The 20,644-nt window shown below is 65.0% G+C and carries 20 protein-coding genes; 7 read left to right on the top strand and 13 right to left on the bottom strand.

The annotated features are described in order from the left end of the window. Positions 1-207 precede the first annotated feature (207 nt). Both RBB39_RS02560 and RBB39_RS02555 read left to right on the top strand, forming a co-directional pair. Positions 208-849, top strand: coding sequence for a LysE family translocator (locus RBB39_RS02560; protein WP_045994285.1), 642 nt, complete (start codon positions 208-210; stop codon positions 847-849). 22 nt (positions 850-871) lie between these two features. After that, on the top strand, positions 872-1,639 hold the full coding sequence (locus RBB39_RS02555) for a metallophosphoesterase family protein (protein WP_045994266.1): 768 nt from the start codon (positions 872-874) through the stop codon (positions 1,637-1,639). On the opposite strand, the gene RBB39_RS02550 is transcribed toward RBB39_RS02555, so the two are convergent. The 5 genes from RBB39_RS02550 to RBB39_RS02530 form a co-directional block, all read right to left on the bottom strand. Further along, positions 1,636-2,484: an alpha/beta fold hydrolase gene (locus RBB39_RS02550; RefSeq protein ID WP_239452595.1), complete on the bottom strand. Its 849-nt coding sequence runs from the start codon at positions 2,482-2,484 to the stop codon at positions 1,636-1,638. The two genes, RBB39_RS02555 and RBB39_RS02550, sit on opposite strands and share 4 nt — an antisense overlap. A 509-nt stretch (positions 2,485-2,993) precedes the next feature. Continuing rightward, positions 2,994-4,127, bottom strand: a complete 1,134-nt coding sequence (locus tag RBB39_RS02545; RefSeq protein ID WP_052704474.1) for a nucleoid-associated protein — start codon at positions 4,125-4,127, stop codon at positions 2,994-2,996. 73 nt (positions 4,128-4,200) lie between these two features. Next, on the bottom strand, positions 4,201-4,962 hold the full coding sequence (locus RBB39_RS02540; protein WP_108132729.1) for an ABC transporter permease: 762 nt from the start codon (positions 4,960-4,962) through the stop codon (positions 4,201-4,203). Then, a complete protein-coding gene (locus tag RBB39_RS02535) occupies positions 4,959-5,891 on the bottom strand; it encodes an ABC transporter ATP-binding protein (RefSeq protein ID WP_045994269.1) in 933 nt (310 codons plus the stop codon). Before RBB39_RS02535 ends, RBB39_RS02540 begins: the two co-directional genes overlap by 4 nt. Before the next feature lie 166 nt (positions 5,892-6,057). Next, positions 6,058-6,603 (bottom strand): cytochrome b, encoded by a 546-nt coding sequence (locus RBB39_RS02530; RefSeq protein WP_045994270.1) that lies wholly within the window; start codon positions 6,601-6,603, stop codon positions 6,058-6,060. Between the two features lie 355 nt (positions 6,604-6,958). Between RBB39_RS02530 and RBB39_RS02525 the strand changes: the two genes are divergently transcribed. Then, positions 6,959-7,411: a cupin domain-containing protein gene (locus tag RBB39_RS02525; protein WP_045994271.1), complete on the top strand. Its 453-nt coding sequence runs from the start codon at positions 6,959-6,961 to the stop codon at positions 7,409-7,411. A 234-nt stretch (positions 7,412-7,645) separates the two neighbouring features. Here RBB39_RS02525 and RBB39_RS02520 read toward each other — a convergent pair whose 3' ends face one another. Beyond that, positions 7,646-7,924 (bottom strand): peptidylprolyl isomerase, encoded by a 279-nt coding sequence (locus RBB39_RS02520; protein ID WP_045994272.1) that lies wholly within the window; start codon positions 7,922-7,924, stop codon positions 7,646-7,648. Positions 7,925-8,090: 166 nt separating this feature from the next. On the opposite strand from RBB39_RS02520, the gene RBB39_RS02515 reads away from it, so the two are divergent. Next, complete coding sequence (locus RBB39_RS02515) at positions 8,091-8,627, top strand: DUF523 domain-containing protein (protein ID WP_306168742.1); 537 nt, start codon at positions 8,091-8,093, stop codon at positions 8,625-8,627. Between the two features lie 11 nt (positions 8,628-8,638). Here RBB39_RS02515 and RBB39_RS02510 read toward each other — a convergent pair whose 3' ends face one another. After that, complete coding sequence (locus RBB39_RS02510) at positions 8,639-9,922, bottom strand: ChaN family lipoprotein (protein ID WP_052704476.1); 1,284 nt, start codon at positions 9,920-9,922, stop codon at positions 8,639-8,641. Positions 9,923-10,251: 329 nt separating this feature from the next. On the opposite strand from RBB39_RS02510, the gene RBB39_RS02505 reads away from it, so the two are divergent. Then, positions 10,252-11,460 (top strand): methyltransferase, encoded by a 1,209-nt coding sequence (locus tag RBB39_RS02505; RefSeq protein ID WP_045994274.1) that lies wholly within the window; start codon positions 10,252-10,254, stop codon positions 11,458-11,460. A gap of 162 nt (positions 11,461-11,622) precedes the next feature. Here the strand turns inward: RBB39_RS02505 and RBB39_RS02500 are convergent, their stop codons facing one another. Continuing rightward, on the bottom strand, positions 11,623-12,921 hold the full coding sequence (locus tag RBB39_RS02500; RefSeq protein WP_045994275.1) for a sodium:proton antiporter: 1,299 nt from the start codon (positions 12,919-12,921) through the stop codon (positions 11,623-11,625). 584 nt (positions 12,922-13,505) lie between these two features. Here RBB39_RS02500 and RBB39_RS02495 point away from each other — a divergent pair. Then, complete coding sequence (locus RBB39_RS02495; RefSeq protein WP_045994276.1) at positions 13,506-14,165, top strand: DNA-3-methyladenine glycosylase; 660 nt, start codon at positions 13,506-13,508, stop codon at positions 14,163-14,165. A gap of 129 nt (positions 14,166-14,294) precedes the next feature. On the opposite strand, the gene RBB39_RS02490 is transcribed toward RBB39_RS02495, so the two are convergent. Further along, positions 14,295-14,768: a secondary thiamine-phosphate synthase enzyme YjbQ gene (locus RBB39_RS02490; RefSeq protein ID WP_045994277.1), complete on the bottom strand. Its 474-nt coding sequence runs from the start codon at positions 14,766-14,768 to the stop codon at positions 14,295-14,297. 144 nt (positions 14,769-14,912) lie between these two features. Between RBB39_RS02490 and RBB39_RS02485 the strand changes: the two genes are divergently transcribed. Further along, positions 14,913-15,362 carry a carboxymuconolactone decarboxylase family protein gene (locus RBB39_RS02485; RefSeq protein ID WP_045994278.1) on the top strand — a complete coding sequence of 150 codons (450 nt, stop codon included), beginning with the start codon at positions 14,913-14,915 and terminating at the stop codon, positions 15,360-15,362. Positions 15,363-15,449: 87 nt separating this feature from the next. Here RBB39_RS02485 and RBB39_RS02480 read toward each other — a convergent pair whose 3' ends face one another. The 4 genes from RBB39_RS02480 to hutH all read right to left on the bottom strand — a co-directional run bounded on the left by RBB39_RS02480 (position 15,450) and on the right by hutH (position 20,544). Beyond that, the gene (locus RBB39_RS02480) at positions 15,450-16,274 is read right to left on the bottom strand and encodes a phytanoyl-CoA dioxygenase family protein (protein WP_045994279.1); all 825 of its coding nucleotides are present in this window, start codon (positions 16,272-16,274) and stop codon (positions 15,450-15,452) included. Continuing rightward, a complete protein-coding gene (gene argE, locus RBB39_RS02475; protein ID WP_162197843.1) occupies positions 16,271-17,473 on the bottom strand; it encodes an acetylornithine deacetylase in 1,203 nt (400 codons plus the stop codon). Before argE ends, RBB39_RS02480 begins: the two co-directional genes overlap by 4 nt. 25 nt (positions 17,474-17,498) lie before the next feature. Then, a complete protein-coding gene (locus RBB39_RS02470) occupies positions 17,499-18,914 on the bottom strand; it encodes a YfcC family protein (protein ID WP_052704477.1) in 1,416 nt (471 codons plus the stop codon). A gap of 91 nt (positions 18,915-19,005) precedes the next feature. Continuing rightward, positions 19,006-20,544, bottom strand: a complete 1,539-nt coding sequence (gene hutH, locus RBB39_RS02465; protein WP_045994281.1) for a histidine ammonia-lyase — start codon at positions 20,542-20,544, stop codon at positions 19,006-19,008. Positions 20,545-20,644 lie beyond the last annotated feature (100 nt).

The following is a 20,644-nucleotide window of genomic DNA, read 5'->3' as shown; positions in this document are numbered from 1 at the left end:
TCGTGACACCCCGGTTGGCCAGTGCCAGGGGGGGGGCGTGAGTGGGGGGAAGCGTCTAGCATGCGTCAGTCGGTCGTGCTCCCTCAACTGATAGTGTGGACGCGCCCGGACGCGCGACCTAGTCTGGGGATTCACCCCATGCCCCCATCGGGGCGTCTGGCGTGTTCCTTTATTCGATACTCCATCTTTATCCAGGCCAAGACCGCGATGCTCGAGTACTCCCTGGCCCACTGGGTCACGTTTCTGTCGGCGGCACTGCTGCTCAACCTTTCCCCGGGGCCGGACATGGCCTACGTGCTGGGCCAGACCGCACGCCATGGCCGCCGTGGCGGCTTTGCCGCCATGTTCGGGGTATGGAGCGGGGCGGGGCTGCACGTCATCATGGCCGCGTTGGGTCTGTCGGCGATCCTCGCCACCTCGGCGCTGGCCTTCAGTCTGGTGAAGTGGGTGGGCGCCGCCTATCTGGTGTGGCTGGGGCTCAAGTCGCTGCTGGCGCGGGGGACAGAGGACACCGCCACGGCGCCTGTGGTTCCTGCCAGCGGCGCCCGCATCTACCGCCAGGGAATCATGATCTCGCTGCTCAACCCCAAGGTCGCGATCTTCTTTCTGGCCTTCCTGCCCCAGTTCGTGGTGGACGGGGCAGGGCCGGTCAGCCTGCAGCTGGCGCTGCACGGGCTGGCCATCATCCTGGTGGCGGCCGTGGTCGAGCCTCCGCTGGTGATCGCCGGGGCCCGGCTGGCCAAGGCCCTGCGCGGCAGTCGCAGGCTTGGGCTATGGTGTGAACGAGGGCTGGGTGCCTTGTTCGTGGGATTGGGCGCGAGGCTTGCCCTGACCGAGCGTAACCTCTAGCCGGGAACCGGGAGGCGACACCATGCGCCTGAGAATACTGTCCGACCTGCACCTGGAACACTTCGACGGAGATCGTGAGTTGCCGGAAGTCGAAGCCGACGCGGTCATCCTGGCCGGGGACATTCACCTCGGGCTCAAGGGGCTCGAGTGGGCGGCCAGGCGCTTTGCGGATCAGCCGGTGATCTACGTGCCCGGCAATCACGAATTCTACGAGCACCGCATGGGCGCCCTGCGCCGGGAGATGGCCACACGGGCCGGGGAGCTTGGCATTCACCTGCTCGACAACGCACGGCTGGAACTCGGCAGCGTGCGCTTTCTGGGCACGACACTGTGGACCGACTTCGCGCTCTACGATGAGCGTCCCGACCCGCAGGATATTCCCACCGAGACGCTGTCCGCTGCACTGCGACAGATGCCCGACTTCGCGGTCATCGAAGAACCCGAAGGTGAGGTCTTCTCGCCGGAACGCAGCGTCGAGCTGCACCGCCAGAACCGGGCCTGGCTTGAGGCCGAGCTCGCCAGGCCGTTTGGCGGTGCCACGGTGGTGGTCAGCCACCACGCCCCCCTGGCCGAGTGCATTCCCGCCCACTATCAGGGCGACCCGCTGTCGCCGGCCTTCGCCTCGCGCCTCGAGGCGTTGATGGAGGGCGTGGCGCTGTGGGTCCACGGCCACGTCCACGACCCGGTGATGCTGACGGTGGGGGACACCCGCGTGGTGGCCGTGCCCGGCGGCTATCCCGGCGAGCGCCCGGAGGATGACCTGCGCCTGGATCGTGTGGTCGAGGTCTAGGCAGACCTGTCGAGAAATTCGAGGATATGACGGCTGGTCGCCTCCGGCTGCTCGTCGGTCACCCAGTGGCCGGCGTCCTTGATCCACTCAAGTCTGGCGCCGGGTATGGCATCCGCCAGCATCGGCGCGTAGTCCGGCTTCTGGAAGTTGTCCTTGTCGCCCCATAGCACCAGGGTAGCGATCTCGAGGTTCTTCAGCTCACCGGCGATGGCCTGGGTGTATTCCTTGTTGAGGCGGCGCATGTTGCGGAAGAAGGCCGCCTTGCCCTCGGTGCTGTTCCACGGCTCGACGTAGATTTCCTTCAGGCGCTCGGTCGCCGCCTCGGGATCGTGGACGCCCTTGGGCATGAAGTCGCGCATGGTCGCGATGAACTCCTCGACGCTGGTGGACGCCTCGACCCCCGGCTCCAGCATCTGCTTGAACTCTGGTATCGGCCAGGAATCGAAGCACACGCTGTCGATGAGTACCTGGCGGCGTACCCGCTCTGGATGGTTGACCGCGATCAGCTGGCTGACGCCACCACCGATGTCGTGGGAGACGATGTCGGCGCTGGGCACTCCCAAGGCATCCATCAGCTTCACGAGGAGGCGGGCCTGGGCATTGATGGAGACGTCGGCATCCGTGGGCATGTCCGACTCGCCGTAATTGAGCATATCCGGTGCGATCACGCGATACTGCCGGGCTAGTTCCGGCATCACATGCCGCCACATCAACTTGTTGGTCGGAATGCCGTGGATCAGCAGCAGCGGCTGGCCTTGTCCCATCTCCTTGTAGGCGAGGCGATGGCCTTCGATCCAAGTATGGCGCGTTTCGACATGTTCCATTACGTCGCTCACGTTGCTCATCTCCCTTGCACCTTGGTGGCGGTGCGTCGATGTACCTGAGGTCACGGACTGACCTTTGCGATGTCGCGTCGTCACCCTAACGGTCATTGAGCGATCACTCAAACTATTTTTGAGTGATCGCTCTAAAATGATTCAAGAGATGCGCATGCCCGCAATGCAGGGCCCATGGCGTTGCGGCATGAAGCGTTGTGGGAAGAGGTGTTGTGGCAAGGGACGTTGCAGAAAGGGGCGTTGTGGGAAGAGGTGTTGTGGCAAGGGACGTTGCAGCAAGAGGAGCTGCAGAAAGGGGCGTTGTGGCAAGGGACGTTGCAGCAAGAGGAGCTGCAGAAAGGGGCGTTGCGACAAGAGAGGTGAGTTGCGGGAAGGGACTGGATGCAGCGAGAAGAGCGACGACAGGAGGACCCGATGGGCGCCGCTCCCGTCGTTGGCCAGGGATCGTCATGCACTGAGGCTGAAGCAGAGCCAAGAAGGCTCTTCTGGCGAGCCTTCTTGGCCCTGATAGAGGACCTTTAGCCGCCCTGGAGCTGTTCCTTGAGCTTGTTGGGCAGCTTCTTGATGATCAGCCGGTCGCGCTCTTCGTCGTACTCGATGCTGTTGCCGAGCAGATGGGAGTCGAAGCTGATCGAGACGCCCTCGGCGCGGCCGGTGAAGCGGCGGAACTGGTTCAGGGTGCGCTTGTCCGGCGGAATCTCCGGCGACAGCCCGTAGTCGGCGTTGCGGATGTGCTCGTAGAAAGCCCGCGGCTTGTCGTCGTCCACCAGCGCGGACAGCTCGTCCAGGGTCATGGCCTCACCACGGCTGGCCTGATCCTGGGCGTAGTCGATCAGCGCGTCGGTCTTCTCGCGGGAGGTCTCCTCGGCCATGTCCTCGCGCTCCACGTAGTCGCTGAACGCCTTGAGCAGGGTGCGGGTCTCGCTCTTCGGGTCGACCCCTTCGCTGGCGCCGAGCAGCGCCTGCAGGTCGTCCGCCAGCTTGCGCGCACCACGGTCGGCCAGCAGTGACAGGTACTGGCTCGACGGGCCGCCTTCCTGCCATTGGGTCAGGTTGAGGCGAAAGGCCAGCGACATCTGGCTGTGGTTGACCTGACCGGTAATGGCGACGCGGCCATCCTCACCGATGACGAAGCCGTCACGATGGTGCACCAGCGCCAGAAACAGGTGACGGGTTTCGCCCTGGCGCTGGTCGGCGAGGATCAGGTGCCCACCGGTGGGCAGGTGGTCGTCGACCAGTTTCTTGATCGCTTCACCCAGAGACGCCGCGAGCGTCTGCAGGTCGCGTTCGTCCTGAAGGTAGGCCTTGAACTCGGCCGGGAAGCGGCTGGACGTGGCGACCGGGCCGGTGGGTTCAGCCGCGGCGTCGTCCCAAGGCGGGGTATCATCAGCCGGGGGCTCGTCAACAGGGGGCTCGTCAACAGAGGCATCGCTGGCGCCCACAGCGTCCTGCGCTACGTCGCTCACCGCGACAGTATGCTCATTGAGCCGTCCCCAGCGCTTGGCCTTGCCGTGGTAGGCATCGGTCAGGCGGGTGACCAGGCTGTCCAGGGCGTCACTGTCGGGATGCAGTTCGCTTGCGGGCACAAGGGTCGCCGGACTGTCGCTGGCGCTCTTCTCGAGGCGCTGGATGACACAGGCGGATATCGGCATGGGGACCTCGTGGGCAGGGGGCGGCGGCAGATGATAACGCAAGCGACAGGGTGGGTCGAAAAGGTCCCTTTATTCAGGGCTTGAGTCGATAGCCGCTTCTGAAGATGGCGTGGATCACCACCAGGGCCACGGCCATGAACAACAGGATCATGCCCAGGCTGATCCACACGCTGACGTCACCGAGCCCGTAGAAGCTGTAGCGAAAGCCCGACACCAGATAGACCACCGGATTGAACAGGGTCACCGTCTGCCATAGCGGTGGCAGCATGTCGATGGAGTAGAAGGTGCCGCCGAGGAAGGTCAGCGGGGTGATCACCAGCAGTGGCACCAGCTGGAGCTTCTCGAAGCCGTCGGCCCAGATACCGATGATGAAGCCGAGCAGGCTGAAGGTCAGGGCGGTGAGCACCAGAAACAGCAGCATCATCAGTGGATGCTCGATGGTAAAGGGCACAAACAGGCTGGCGGTGCCCAGCACGATAAGCCCCAGGACGATCGACTTGGTGGCGGCGGCGCCGACAAAGCCCAGCACGATCTCCAGCGGCGAGATCGGCGCCGACAGGATTTCGTAGACGGAGCCGGAGAAGCGTGGAAAGAAGATCCCGAAAGAGGCGTTGGAGACGCTCTGGGTCAGCAGCATCAGCATGATCAACCCAGGCACGATAAAGGCCCCGTAGGGAATGCCCTCGACCTCACTGATGCGTGACCCGATGGCCGAGCCGAACACCACGAAGTACAGCGAGGTCGACAGCACCGGAGAGACCACGCTCTGCAGGATGGTGCGCAGGCTGCGGGCCATTTCGGCCCGATACAGCGTCTTGACCGAGGTGAGGTTCATGTCCGTTCCTTGACCAGATTGACGAAGATCTCTTCCAGCGAGCTCTGACGGGTGTGCAGGTCCTTGAAGGTGATGCCGGCGGCGTCGACCTCGCCCAGCAGGTCGGCGATGGCGCCTTCGCCGTCGTCGGCACCGTCGTAGCGATAGACCAGAGCGTGGCCGTCATCGGCCAGGGTCAGGCTGCGGTGGGCGAGCGCCTCGGGCAACTGGGAGAGCGGTTCGCGCAGGTGCAGGGTCAGCTCCTTGCGCCCCAGGCTCGCCATCAGTGTCTGCTTGTCCTCGACCAGCACCAGTTCGCCTGCGCGAATCACGCCGATGCGCTCGGCCATTTCCTCGGCTTCTTCGATGTAGTGGGTGGTGAGGATGATGGTGACGCCGCTCTGCCTGAGTCCACGTACCACCTCCCACATGTCGCGCCTCAGTTCGACGTCGACCCCGGCGGTGGGTTCGTCGAGAAACAGCACCTGGGGCTCGTGGGCCAGCGCCTTGGCGATCAGTACTCGTCGTTTCATGCCGCCGGACAGGGTGATCAGGCGATTCTTGCGTTTCTCCCACAGGCTCAGCTGGCGCAGTACCTTCTCGATATGCGCCGGGTCCTTCGGCTTGCCGAACAGGCCGCGGCTGAAGGAGACGGTATCCCAGACGGTGGAGAAAGCCTCGCTGGTCAACTCCTGGGGCACCAGCCCGATGCGCGAGCGGGCGGCGCGGAAGTCGTCGAGGATGTCATGGCCATCGACCAGCACACGCCCGGAGGACGGATTGACCAGGCCGCAGATGACGCTGATGAGGGTGGTCTTGCCGGCGCCGTTGGGTCCGAGCAGGGCGAAGATCTCGCCGCGACGAATCTCAAGATCGATGCCCTTGAGCGCCTCGAAACCGCCGCTGTAGACCTTGGTCAGTCCCTTGACGTCGATGATCGGGGCGCTCATGTCTGGGCCCCTTCGGCGGCGGGTACAGGCCGCCCGGGTGCGACCCGGGCGGATAGAGATGCTGAGGGATGCGGGCGAGGCATGGAGACGTCCTTATCGATTGACCCCGCCCATCCTATCGCGACCGCTCTGATCTGCACACAGTCGGGCGCCGTCCCGGCGCGTCTCAGTCGCGTGGGGTGACGTTGGTCATCCGCGGCAGTACGTCGGGACTGTGGCGGCTGACGCGATGGAGCACCGCCATTACCACATGGCCGAGAGCGAGGGCGAACAGGGCCCAGCCCAGCCAGCCATGGAGCAGGTTGGCGGGGGCCTCCATCCAGGCGATCTCGTCTCCTTCGAAGCCGGCCATCAGTTCGATGCCGAAAGGCGAGAAGGCGCGGCCGGAGCCGTACTGGCGAAGGAGCGCGATGGAGGGGATGAGAATCAGCAGTCCATAGAGCGCGACATGGCCAAGGTGCGACGCCAGGTTGACCCGTGCCGGGCGACGCCGCTGGTTGATCAGCGCCCAGCTCACGCGTAGCAGCATCAGTACCAGAATCGTCAATCCCACGGGCTTGTGGCTGCCCCACAGCAGTTCATCCAGCCAGGAGTCCTCGAACAGGAACCTGGCGCTGGCGGTAACGAGCTGCCACACCACCAGCGCGGCGATGGCCCAATGGAAGAAACGACTGATGCTGCCGTAACGGTCGGGAGTGTCGGTGATCGGCATAGGGGTGTCCTCATCATCGGGTAACAGATAGCGTCGCGGTTCATTGGTTCTTGTTTTTTTGCCTAGGCTAACCCAGCCCAGCGGACCAGGCGGGTGAATTCTCCCAAGAGACTGTGCAAGAACCGGCAGTCACGCGTGGAACACGGTGTTCGACGATGTGCGTTGGACAGACTCGTGTAAGGAAGGCCGCCGTAGCGCCACTTAAGGATTCCCAATTCAACGGCGTCTTCGGCAAGAGGATCGATCCATGGCTCGAGTGTCCCCCCTGACGTATAAAAAAAATGTGGCTGAAGCAATGGCAAGCAGAGCAATCGCAAGCGGTGCTATGGCAAGCAGTGCATTGGCAAGTCAGCTAATGGCGAGCAGGGCAGTGGCGCTGGCGCAGTCACCCTGGCGATCGCTGGTGCTGCTGGGGCTCGGCCTGGCGCTGATGGTCGCGGTCTCGCCCCAGGCGTCGGCGCAGGCGGGCGAGCAGGTGACGCCGAGCGTGTCCCAGAACATCATGCAGCAGAAGTGGGTGTCCGATGACTCGAATCTGATCTCGACCATGGTGCTGGTCACCCTGGACCCGGGGGCCAGCCTGCCGCCTCACCGTCACGCAGGGCCGGCCTACGTCAAGGTGGCCACCGGCGAGGTGATCTCGCAGCTCGAAGGCGGGGAAGAAGAACGCTTTGGCCCCGGAGACGAATGGCGAGAACCCGAGGGCGTGCGCCACGTACAGCTGGTCAATGCCAGCGACGACACACCGGCGGAACTGATCGTGGTGATGATCCACACCCGGGGCGAACCCCTGACCCGGGTGGAATGACCCTGTCAGTGTCGCTCTGATAGCGTCGTTCCGACGGTATCGCTCTGACGGTATCGCTCTGACGGTATCGCTCTGATAGCCCCGCTCTGATAGCCCCGCTCGGATCGTGCCCTGCGGATTATTCGACACGCCGACACGACAACGCCGCGATCTCTCGCGGCGTTGTCGTTGCTACCCAGGCGGGTCTGAGGCTCGGTCGAAAGGTCGCCAGGCGCAGGCGCCTTTTTGGCAAGCCTAGCCGCGGCTGGTGACTTCCAGCAGATGATAACCAAACTGGGTCTTCACCGGGCCCTGCACCTTGTTGAGGTCGGCGGAGAAGACGACCTCGTCGAACTCACGCACCATCTGGCCGGGGCCGAAGCTGCCCAGGTCGCCGCCCTGGCGGCCGGACGGGCAGGAGGAGTGCTCGCGGGCAACCTCGGCAAAATCACGACCGTTCTCGATCTCGGTCTTGAGGGTTTGGCACTTTTCTTCGCTGTCGACGAGGATGTGGCGGGCGGTGGCCTGGACCATGGGATGACTCCTGAACTTCACTGAAGGTTGGCTGATGTTGCGAGACGCGAGCTTACCACGGGTGCCGCCGAGGCGGCACCGGGCTTGGTTTGTGTCCAGGTCCGGTGCACCATGGGACTGTCGTCGCCGCCCTTGCGCCCTCTCTTGTGTAGAACGAGTAGATACGATGGGCCCGAAATCATCATCCGCCGCCGCAGAACTGACCCCACTTCTGGTCAGCGCCTGCCTGCTCGGGGATCCGGTGCGATATGACGCCGGGCACAAGTGGCTCGGCGACGAGCGTTTGGCGCTGTGGCGTGACCAGGGGCGGCTGGTGCCGGTGTGCCCCGAGGTGGCGGGAGGCCTGCCCACACCGCGGCCCGCGGCGGAGATCGCAGGAGGCAGCGGCGCTCAGGTGCTGGCAGGCGAGCTCAGGATCGTCGATATCGACGGCGGTGATCCCACCGAGGCCTTTGTGGCGGGCGCCAGGCGAGCGCTCGCCACCGCCAGGCGCTACCACTGCCGGTTGGCGCTGTTGACCGATGCCAGTCCGTCCTGTGGCAGCACCCAGGTGTACGATGGCCGCTTCAGTGGCAGCAGGATCGCCGGTGAAGGCGTGACCGCCGCGCTGTTGCGCGACGCAGGCATCGAGGTCTTCGCCCCGCATCAGCTAGAGGAATTGGCTCGCCGTCTGGTCGAGCTGGATACCGACCGGCGGCGTTGAATGTCGGAGCGCTATTCTTGGGGCTCCTGCTCTTGTTGCTGCTCTTGTTGCAGTGCGGGTCGCTGGTGCTGTCGAGTCCCTTCACCTCGCTCGACGTCCAGAGCGGGTTCCACGATCGGGAAACGCACCGTTAGCGTCTGGCGCTGGTGATCGCGCGTCACCGTGATGCTGGCCTGGGTGCCTGGCAGTACGCGAGGCACCAGTGCCTTGAGCTGGTAGGGATGCGCGATGCCATGCCCGGCAAAGTTCAGGATGCGGTCGCCGACGCGCAGCCCCGCAGCCTCGGCGGGACTGTTCGGTACCATCTCGGTCACCACCAGGCCCGGTCGGTCCTCGCTTGATTCGACACCTACCCCGAGTCGCGGCCCCTCGCTCTGCTTGTCTTCGCGTACCACAAAGACGGCGTCGGCAAGTCCCGCTTCGGCCTCGCAGGCGTCGTCGGCAGACAGCGGCAAGAGGCTCGCGACATCGGCGATACCCAGGCTCTTAAGCTGTGCCTCGATTCCCTCGCCGTGGCTGGCGTGACCCATTCCCACCAGGCCCACCGCCAGGTGGCCATCTTCGACCAGGGCGGCGAGCCCCTGGGCCATGGCCATGTCCCACACCTGCTGGGCGTAGACGAAGCCGTCGATCATGTCGTCGTCGAAGCCCTCGCCAAAGCCTTCGCCAGCAAGTTCCAGGGCGTGTTCCTCGAGACTCGCCTCGAGCCGTTCACGGTAGGACGGCATGGCCGGTACGGGTTCGGGAATGCCGTGGCGTTGTGCCGGCGGCAGTGTGGAGACGCCATCCTCGACCAGCCGTTGGCGCAGCTCAGGGGTGACGTTCAGTGCCTTCAGCGGCAGCGCCTGGTCCCGGGCAAAGCGCAGCACCGGCAGGTACAGCTCGGGGTCGAAGCCCCAGTAGCGGTACCACTGGCTCTGCTCGAGCAGGGCGGCCTCATCGATGTCACCGGCGATCCAGGCGTCCAGTGCCGGTTGGCTTTCTCTCGGCAGCATCTCAAGGCCAATGGCCAGATCCGGCTGATGGGCGTGCAGGGCGGCCAGGCTCGCCAGCTGGAATCGATGGTGGTCGGGACGATCGTGCTGTTCACCCAGCAGGACCACCTGCTGGCGGGCGAGCATCGGCCAGCCCATCGTCGGCGCCGTATGGGGGCGAGCGTCACCGGGCGTGATCCAGTCGCCGGGCGTGATCCAGTCGCCGGGCGCCAGGCCAGCGCCTGTTGCAGTGTTGGTGCAGGATGCCTGGGCATCGAGGCCGAGCACCAACAGTATCGTCAGAGTAGCCAGCCTCGGCATCGTCCATCGGCGTGGGAGAGAGCAGCGATGTGACGGTCGAAATCGCAGAAGGGGCATGAGCGGAGCCAGCGTGAATCCAGCGTGAATCAAGAGAGAACCAAGAGTGAACAAGAGCGGAACCAGCGCAGCTTCGGACCGGAACGACGCCGAAACCAGACCGAAGCGAGAGTCGAAAAGGTTCAGGCTAGCCGCCCCGGCGCCGACGATCCAGTGTGGTCTGCCCATCGCTTGATCGATGTCCCGCCTGCGGCCTGCTGGTACCATGACGCACGCCGTCCACTGTCCATCGCCCAACACCCACCTTTAGCTACCATGATCTTCGCGACCGCATGAACACTCCCTCGCTCCACGCCGAGCGCCTCGAGGCCTTGACCCGATTGCTCGCCGACTGGCACTGGCTCTGGTCGCCGGCGCCCTTTACCCATGCCGGGACTCCCTGGCCCGAGCGGGCGCCCGCCGGCGATGTCGCCGCTTGCCTGCAGGCGCTGGACGACGCTCGGTGCCAGCGCTTGCAGCAGAGGCCTTTCGATGCCTCGCCGCTGGCCGCCTGGCTACCGGTGGATGAACTGGCGCGCCTGGTCAGGGTTCCCGATGGAGCGCCGCCGATCCAGGCGCCCGAGGCGTGGGCGGCCCACGTGGGAGGTCGCAAGTGGCAGCAGATGCTGGCCTTTGCGCCCCAGGTGGCCATCGGCCAGGGGCAGCGGCTTGTCGAGTGGTGTGCCGGCAAGGGACATCTTTCGCGTCTGCTGGCGCGCCGCCACGACGGCTCCATTTGCGCGCTGGAGTGGCAGCCGGCGCTGTGCGAAAGCGGCCAGGCGCTGGCCGAGCGGCAGGGACTGGAGGTGACGCTGGTCGAGCAGGACGTGATGGCGCCCAGCGTGAGCCGGCACCTCGGTGACGCCGATCGGGTGGTGGCGCTGCATGCCTGTGGCGATCTTCACGTGCGCCTGCTGGAGCTGGCACGTGAACAGAAGGTGGCGATCAGTCTGGCTCCCTGCTGCTACCAGCGTACCCGTGACAAGATCTATCGCCCCCTGTCGCGTCAGGCGCAGCAACAGGCAGAGCGCCATGGTCTGTCGCTGGATCGAGAGTCGCTGGCGCTGTCGGTGCAGGAGACCGTGACCGCCAGCCAGGGAGAGCGACGCAAGCGTGAACAGGCGAACGCCTGGCGACTGGGTTTCGATGCTCTTCAGCGCCGGCTGCGCGGAGTCGACGACTATCTGGCGGTGCCGAGTCTGGCCTACGGCAGGATGCCGGAGCGCTTCGAGGACTTCTGTCGTTGGGCCGCCCGGGAGAAGGGACTGACAGTGCCCGACGGGATCGACTGGGACGCCTATCGACGTCGTGGCGAAGCGTGCCTGCAGCGGGTCAATCGACTCGAGCTGGTGCGCCATCTGTTTCGCCGGCCGCTGGAGGTGTGGCTGGTGCTGGACCGGGCCCTGTGGCTCGAGGAGGCCGGCTTCGAGGTCAGTCTGAGCCAGTTCTGCCCGCGCGCGCTGACCCCGCGTAATCTTGCCCTGGTGGCGCAACCGACGTAAGGCCGCGTGATCACCAGCCGGTCACGACGGTCCCGCAGGCGCGGCAAGTCCAGGTGCTGGCGCTGCCGGGTGGTCGAGACGAGGCGGCCCCGGACACTTGAACTGTCCGGGGCCGTGTTTTCTTCAAGGGAGGGGATAGCTCGGCTGGCGCCGCACGCCGGATCAGCTGCGCTTGCTACGCCTGAATTGCTCGGTTTCCCAGACCTTGGCGCGCTTGATCAAGGGGGTGATGCTGGATCCCTGGATCAGGATCGAAAACACCACCACCGAGTAGGTCATTACCAGGATGATCTCGCGCACGTCGATGTTCTTTTCGGGAATCACGGTGATCCCCGACGGAATCGACATCGCCATGGCCAGCGCCAGACCACCACGCAGTCCGCCCCAGGTCAGGATGCGCACCGAGTAGGGGTTGTAGCGACGAAAGCGCCGGAAGCCCAGGTAGGCCAGGCGCACGCTCAGATAGCGCGACAGCAGCACCAGCGGCACGGCGGCGATCATCAGCACCCAGTCCTCCGGGTGAAAGCTGAACGACAGCATGGTCATGCCGATCAGCAGGAACAGCACGCCATTGAGGAACTCGTCGACCAGCTCCCAGAAGTGGTCGAGATGCTGCCGGGACTCCTCGGAGAAGCCCTTGCGACGGGTACGGTTGCCGATGATGATGCCGGCCACCACCATGGCCAGGGGGCCGGAGACCTCGAGAAACTCGGCGAACACGTAGCCGGTGGTGGGCACCAGCAGCGTGAGCATCAATTCCATGGAGTGGTCGTCGGTGTGACGGATCAACTGGTGAAACAGCTGACCGAGCACGAAGCCGTATACGATGCCGCCGAGCGCCTCCTGCAGAAACAGGTGGCCGACGCTGGTCACCGTGGGGGTGGTGCCGCCGAAGGCGACGGCGAACAGGGTGACGAAGAGCACCAGACCGAAGCCGTCGTTGAACAGCGACTCGCCCTCGATCTGGGTCGAGATGCGCCGGGGCGCGTTCATCTTCTTGACGATGGCGAGCACCGCGATGGGATCGGTGGGAGAGATCAGGGCGCCGAACAGCAGACAGTAGATCAGATCGAAGTCGATACCCAGCCAGCCCACCAGCAGCCACAGGCTGTAGCCGATGAAGAAGGTCGAAAACAGGGTGCTGCCCATGGCAAGGATGGCGATTTCCCACTTCTGGTCACGCAGGTGGGGGAGCTTGATCCCCAGCGCACCGGCAAACAGCAGAAATCCGAGGATGCCCTTCAGCAGGAAATCCTCGAAATTCAACTGATTGATGGCGGTTTTAGCGGTTTCGTCGAGGGCGAACCAGCCCGCGTGACCGGCGATGACGATGGCCAGCGACAGTATCAGAGCGCCAGCAGTGATCGCGATGGTGGTCTGAAATTTTCCGATCTTGCCGTTGATCAGGGAGATCACCATCGCCATCGCGGCGAGCAGGCAAAGGGTGTCGTACACCGACATGGAGGGAGGCCTCTAGGTAGGATGGGTGAGTCGTGTCGGCTCGAGCGCTGGCTCGAGGCCGTAAAAGGGGGGCAGCAGCAGGCACATCGGCTCGGCCCGTCGCATCACCCGAGGAGGTCAGGCGCTGGTGTGACGGGGGAGGCGATTGTGACGTGTCCATCGCGGGAGTTCGGTCCTGAGCGTGGTGTGCTACGCCCTGGCCGGTTGGGCCAGGGGGAGCGGATAGGGCTTGCGAACAGGTCTTGCAAATTGGGCTTGCGAACAGGTCTTGCAAATTGGGCTTGCGAATAGCGCCTGTACGCTGGATACGGATGTCCCGGCGATCAGCATCTGCGGCGTCATGCTCGAAGGCGCTGAAGCCAGGCGTCCAGGCCTTCGACGCGTGAGACGCGAGTCGGCTATATCGGCGTTTCGCAGTGCAACAAAGTATACGCGGGTCGCGGTGCGGGTACATCCCGGATGTCGCTTTTTTTGAAGCGCGTGGGCGAGGATTGACAGGCGCCTGGCTTGTCTACGACAAAGGTCTGAAACCAAAGGCGTGTGTCGCTCGGTTCAAGCGAGCGCCCTGACGACAAGGAACCTCTATGCAAGTACACGATATCGCCGTACACCTGGGTCCTGCCCAGGCCCATCTGCGCCAGTTGGATGACGGTTGGGCGGGGCTGATCGATCGGGTGGGCGACTGCGGACTGACCACCGCCCTCGATCGCAGCCCCTACGAGTCGTTGTCCAGGGCGGTGGCCTATCAGCAGCTCCATGGCAAGGCGGCGGCGGCGATTGTCGGCCGTCTGACGGCGCTGTTCCCGGGGCAGGATTTCCCCAGTCCCCGGCAACTGTCCGAGCTCTCCTCGGAGGAGCTCCGAGCCTGTGGCTTCTCGGCACGCAAGCAGGCGACCCTCCAGGGCCTCGCCGAGGCGGCACTGGACGGTCGAATCCCCAACCGCGAACAGGCCGCCGAGATCGAGGACGAAGAGCTGATCAAGCGTTTCACCGCCATCAAGGGTATCGGCCGCTGGACCGTCGAGATGATGCTGATCAACACCCTTGGACGTCCCGATATCCTGCCGGTGGATGACTTGGGCATCCGCGACGGCGCGCGCTACCTGTTTGGCTGGGAACGCATGCCGACGCCAAGGGAGACCCGCGAGCTGTGCGAACCCTGCAGGCCCTGGCGCTCGGTGGCGTCCTGGTACCTGTGGCGCTGCAACGAACAACCGGATTACCGACGCTTGGCGAAGTCCTGAACCGGGTCAAGCAAGCCGAGAAGGCAAGGAAGGAGCAGAAGCAGCAGCGAGGATGACCGGCGACAGCCTTGCAGGGTTCGCGGCCGTTGCTGCGCATGCGGGGCCCGCTGATGGCGACAGCAGGGTGACTTAGTTGCGACGGCGGTAGGGGTCGGGCATCGCCTGTTCCGGGCGCCAGCGGGTGCGCTCGCCGTTCAAGGTCAGCACAAGCTGACGAGGCCCGCCGTGGTCGCGGTGCTCGCACAGATAGATACCCTGCCAGGTGCCCATCGCCAGGCGCCCCTCGGTGACGGGAATGCTGAGTGAGGGCCCCAGCAGGCTGGCCTTGAGGTGGGCCGGCATGTCGTCGCTGCCCTCCTGGGCGTGACGGTAGTAGGGTGCGTTCTCCGGCACCATCACATTGAAGTGACGCTCGAAGTCGCCACGTACCGTGGGATCGGCGTCTTCGTTGATGGTCAGCGATGCCGAGGTATGCTGGATGAAGACGTGGAGCAGGCCGATGCGCATGCTCGGCAGGTCCGGCAGTGCCTGAACGACCTCATCGGTGATCAGGTGAAAGCCCCGGGGGCGGGCAGCGAGGCGAAGGGTGCTCTGGAACCACATCTAGGACGGTCTCATTGTCGGCGTTGACGCTGGAGGCCATGGCAGGGCCATCGCTCGGGGCAGACAGGCGCCATCAGGCGGCCAGCGGTAAGGAATTTAAACGCGCAAAGACTACCTCCTTTCCCGTCCTGTGAGGAGTCCCGAATGAAAGATCAACGTCTGACCCGGGCCGACGTCTTTCGCCACCAGCCGATGCTGGCCAAGTCCCTGGTGGAACTCGAGCGTGCCGTGGCCGAGGCGGGCATCGAGTCTGAGCTGGTGCACCTGATCAAGCTGCGCGCCTCCCAGCTGAACGGTTGCGCCTTCTGTCTGCGCATGCACAGCCAGGAAGCACGCGAGGACGGTGAGCAGCAGTCGCGTCTGGATGTTCTGTCGGCGTGGCGAGAGACCCAGCTCTTCAGTCGCCGTGAACAGGCAGCGCTGGCCTGGACCGAGGCGCTGACGCTGGTCAGCGGCCAGGAGATCGGCGGCGTCGACTACATCCGCCTGGCCGCGGAATTTACCCCCGAAGAGCAGGTCAACGTGACGGCGCTGGTGGTCTCCATCAACGCCTGGAACCGGATCGCGCTGGCGTTCGCCTTCCCGGTGGAGTGACGTGCTGCGGCGCGACCGAACGTCTCCCGCGCGGGTAGGTGACGTCGTCTTGCCCCTATGCCCCGCCAAGCTGGCCGGCGGGAAAGATCATCCTGCCAGCAGCGGAAACAGCGGGTGCTCCATGGGGCTGCCCGCGGGCAGTTCGTCGGTGAGGCCGGGAAAGGGCGGCGAGGTGGTCCAGGCCCGCGGTGCGTGGACCATGTCGTCACCCAGCAGGCGCACCGAGAAAGCGCGACGGCGATGAGGGCCGCTGACGCCACCTGAGGCGTGCAGGGTCAGCATGTTGAAGAAGACCGCGTCGCCGGGTTCCAGCGCCCAGCCAAGGATGGAGTAGCGCTCACGCTTAGCCTCGATGTCAGGCAGCTCGGCCAGACTACCCTCGGGGAACCAGCTGGCCTGGTGGTCCATGAAGGTCCGTGGCATCAGCCAGGGCCCCTTGTGGGACCCGGCCACAAACTCCAGGGTGGCCGGCCGGGATACCGGATCCACCGGTAGCCACATGCTGACGTTCTGACTGCCTTCCACGTTGTAGTAGGGCTGGTCCTGGTGCCAGGGGGTACGCTGGCGCGTGCCCGGTTCCTTGACCAGTAGATGGTCGTGGTAGAGGCGTACCTGGCGTGAGCCCATCAGGCGTTGCCCGATAAGCCCCAGCGGCGAGTCGAAGATGAAACCTCGATACGCTTCGTTGGTCTGCCAGTTGCAGAAGTCCTCGAAGAACCAGCCTGGGTCATCGGGTCGACTGGCGACCTTGGCCCGGGGGCTGGGATCGCGCAGGTTGTCCTCGATGCCCTCCGCCAGTCGCTTGAGCTCCTGAGGGCAGAAGATGCCGCGTAGACAGATGGCGCCGTCGCGCTGGAAGGCGGCGACGTCTTCGTCGCTGACCATGGTGTCGGGATGGATGCGCAGGTTCATGGGGCCTCCAGGCGGTGGAAGTCAGGAAGAGGAAAGGACAGCTGTGACAACAGCCGGTCGAAGAAGCCCTCGCACTTCACGATCTGATCGAAGGCGATGAACTCGTCTGGCTGATGGGCCTGATGGATGCTGCCGGGGCCGCAGATCACGGTAGGGACGCCCAGCTGGGCGAACAGCCCGGCCTCGCAGCCGAAGCCGAGCGCCAACGGTTCTACGCTGCATTCGGCCAGCTCGGCGATCCATGACAGGTAGCCTTGGCGGCGTTCGTCCAGCGGTGGGTACTGGCCGCGGCATTCCAGGGTCAGTCTGGCGCGACGGCCAAGGCCGATCAGGTCGCGCTCCAGGCCACTGGGAAAGTCCTTGCGCAGGCGCTCGAGGATTTCCATGGCGGGCTGCCCGGGCAGCGGGCGCATCTCGAAGTCGATGCGGCAGTGCTCGGGGATCTGATTCAGCGCGCTGCCACCCTCGATCAGCCCGACGTGGACCGTGGAGTAGGGGGGATCGAAGCGCTGATCGGTGAGCGACATCAGGCGCTTTTCCCGTGCCAGCTGGCGGATCTGCGCAACCACGCCCGCGCCGACATCGATGGCGTTGACGCCTCGCCCCGGGTAGCCCGAGTGGCCTCCCACACCCTCGATGGTGGCGCGCATGCCGACGTGGCCCTTGTGGGCGTTGGCGATGCGCATCGCGGTGGGCTCGCCGACGATGATGCCCCGCAGGCGTTCCTTGTGGGCCTCGAGAAACGGCAGCATCAGCGGGGCACCCAGGCACCCGACCTCTTCGTCGAAGGACAGCGCCAGCAACACCGAGTGACGCGAGTGCTCTGCCTGCCAAGCGGCCAGTTTGGTCAGGGCCACGCCGATGAATCCCTTCATGTCCGCCGTACCGCGACCGTAGAGGCGTTCAGCGTGGCGTTTCGGAGTGAACGGAGCGGTGACGCGCCAGTCCGCGTGGCTCGCCGGCACCACGTCGGTGTGGCCGGAAACCAGCAGGGCCGGGGCATCGCGGGGGCCGAATTCGGCGATCAGGTTGGCCTTGTCGCCGCTGTCGTTGTAGAGCAGGGTCACCGCTGCCCCACGCGCCTCGAGCCAGCCGGCGACGTCGTTGATCAGTTCAAGGTTGGAGCGATGACTGGTGGTGTCGAAGGCCACCAGGCGTTCGATCATCGCAAGGCTCAAGGGTAGCGTGTTGCTGGTCAAGACGAGGCTCCGTGAGTGCAGACCGTCAGGCGAGGGGCCAGACCACCAGGGTCGCCAGCAGGATGAGCACAGCGCCGAGGGCATAGAGCAGGGCGATCAGCGGCAGCATGAAACGCATCCAGCGGCTCCAGGGAATGCCGGCGATGGTGAGTCCCGCCATCAACCAGCCGGCGGTAGGAGTAAAGGCATTGGAGATGCCGTCGCCGAACTGGAAGGCCAGCACCGCGACCTGGCGGTGGACCTCTGCGAGGTCCGCGATGGGCGTCATGATGGGCATGGTCAGCGCCGCCTGGCCGCTGCCCGAGGTGACGATGAAGTTCATCGCGCTTTGCATGGCGAACATGCCCAGTGCTGCGGCCGACGCCGAGGTGTCGCCGATCAGTGTGGAAAGCGAATGGATGATGGTGTCGATGATCTCGCTGTGTTGCACGATGACCACGATGGTGAAGGCCAGGCCCACCGCCAGGGCGCCGTCCATCATGTCCTTGCAGCCGGTGGAAAAGGCCCCGGCGATGGTGTTGGCTCGCATACCGGCGAGCAGTCCGGTGACGATACCCAGCAGCAGGAAGACGCCGGCCATCTCCTTGAGGTACCAGCCGAAGGCACTGACTCCGGCGATGATCGCCACCAGGGCCAGGGCGAAGGCGCCGAGGATCAGCAGGTGGCGAGGGGTCAGGTCGACGTGATCGCCCGGTCCTTCTTCATCGGGCGGGGCCAGGCCGTAGACCACACTGCGCTCTGGCCTTGCCTGCACGCGACGGGCGTAGAACATCACGTAGCCGATGCTCAGGGCGACGAACGCAAGCCAGCAGACGAAGCGGTAGCCCATGCCGGAAAACAGCGGCAATTCGGCGATGCTCTGGGCGACGCCGACGTTGAAGGGATTGAGAAAGGAGCCGGTGTATCCGATGGCGGTGCCGATCAACGGGATAGCGGCGGCGACCACGGCGTCGTAGCCGATACGTCGCGCCAGCGGCAGCAGGATGAAGATGTAGACGATGCTGCCCTCGATCATGCCGTAGGTGCCGGAACACAGGGCGAAGAAGGTCATCATCAGCGGGATGATCAGGATCTCGCGGCCCTTGAGCTTCACCAGCAGGAAGTGGACCAGCCCTTCGATGGCGCGGGAGCGTCTCAGGACCCCGAAGGTACCGCCGACGATGACCAGAAAGAAGATGATCGACGAGCCGCTCTTCATTCCTTCGAAGAAGGCGTTGAAGAACTCGAAGGGACCGATGCCCGGGGAGTCGATGGCCTGGTAGGTGCCGGCGACGATGACCGAGCGCCCGTCGGCGTTGGTGATGCGTTCGAAGCTTCCGCTGGGGACGAACCAGGTGACGATGGCCGCCAGCAGGGCGAGAAAGAAGAGGATGACGAAGGCGTGGGGCAGCGGCCTCTGTTGCTCGACGTGTGGTCTGGCGGCCATCTTGTCATGATTCATCGGCTGACTCTCGCTGGTGGCGGGTTTGTGGCACCTGGGGCTGAGTTCATTGATCCTTTCGGTTTAGTCCGAACCAGCGAAGCCTGTCGAGTCAGGGCGCGCGGCTGGGCAGAAGATCGTCGAGAACGAGGTCACACAATGCGCCTTCGTCCAGCAGACGTGTGGCGGCCTCGATGTCCGGTGCGAAGTAACGATCGTGGTCATAGTGGGTCACCCGGCGACGCAGTCGCTGACGGGCCTGCTCCAGCAAAGGTGTCGAGGCGAGCCCCTCGCGCATGTCGAGGCCCTGGCAACTTGCCAGCCATTCGATGGCCAGCACGCCGCGAACATTGGCCGCCATCTCCTTGAGTCGCCGTCCCGCCGCCGGCGCCATGGACACATGGTCCTCCTGATTGGCCGAGGTAGGCAGGCTGTCGACGCTGTGAGGGTGGGCCAGAGCCTTGTTCTCGCTGGCCAGCGCGGCGGCTGACACCTGGGCAATCATGAAGCCGGAATTCACGCCGCCGTTTTCGACCAGGAAGGGGGGAAGCCGGGACATGTGGGTGTCCATCATCAGCGAGATGCGTCGCTCCGACAGGGCCCCGATCTCCGCCAGCGCCAGCGCCAGATTATCGGCCACAAGGGCAACCGGCTCGGCGTGAAAGTTGCCGCCCGAGAGGATGTCGCCGTTGTCGGCGAAGACCAGCGGGTTGTCGGTGACGGCGTTGGCCTCGATCTCGAGCACCCTGGCCGCGTGGCGGATCTGGTCGAGCACCGCGCCCATGACCTGAGGCTGGCAGCGCAGCGAGTAGGGGTCCTGGACGCGGTCACAGTCGGCGTGGGAGGCCCCCACCTCGCTGGTGCCCTCGAGCAGGTGACGATAGGCCCTGGCAACGTCGATCTGCCCGGGTTGGCCGCGCAGTTCGTGGATGCGGGCGTCGAAGGGAACCCGTGAGGCCAGGCTCGCCTCGACGCTAAGGGCGCCGCACACGGTGGCGCTGGCGAACAGATCTTCGGCCTCGAACAGACCGCGCAGCGCCAGCGCGGTGGAGACCTGGGTGCCATTGAGCAGCGCCAAGCCCTCCTTGGGTGCCAGGGTCAGGGGCGACAGGCCAGCCACGTTCAGGGCGTCCCGTCCCGAGAGGGTCTCGCCACGGTGGCGTGCCTGGCCCTCGCCCAGCAGCACCAGACTCATATGGGCCAGTGGCGCCAGGTCGCCCGAGGCACCTACCGAGCCCTTGGCGGGGATCACCGGCCAGACTTCGGTGTTGATCAGGGTGATCAGGGCGTCCAGGACTTCGCCGCGAATGCCGGAGTAGCCGCGTGCCAGGCTTGCCACCTTCAGCGTCATGATCAGTCGCACCAGCTCGTCGTCCAGGCGTTCACCGACGCCGGTGGCGTGGGATAGCACCAGCGAGCGCTGCAGGACCTCCAGGCGTTCGCGCTCGATGCGGGTCTGGGCCAGCAGGCCGAAGCCGGTGTTGACCCCGTAGGCGGTGCGCCCCTCGTCGATGACGCCAGCCACCGTCGCCACCGAGGCGCCGATGGCGGCACATGCCGAGGGTTCCAGAGACACCACTGTCGGTGACGTGAGGAGCCGACGCATGTCCTGGAGGGTGAGTTGGCCTGGGGTGATGACGAGTCGATGCATGGTGGCGAGCTCCCGAGACGTGGCCGAACATGATGGGGAAACTTTAATGTATATACATTAACAGCAGGGCAATGGCGCGGCGTCAAGGCGGCTATCGTCG

The organism is Halomonas sp. MMSF_3323 (assembly GCF_030733595.1).
In the GTDB taxonomy this organism is placed as follows: Bacteria; Pseudomonadota; Gammaproteobacteria; order Pseudomonadales; family Halomonadaceae; genus Halomonas; species Halomonas litopenaei.
This window is presented reverse-complemented; position numbering and strand designations above follow the sequence as displayed.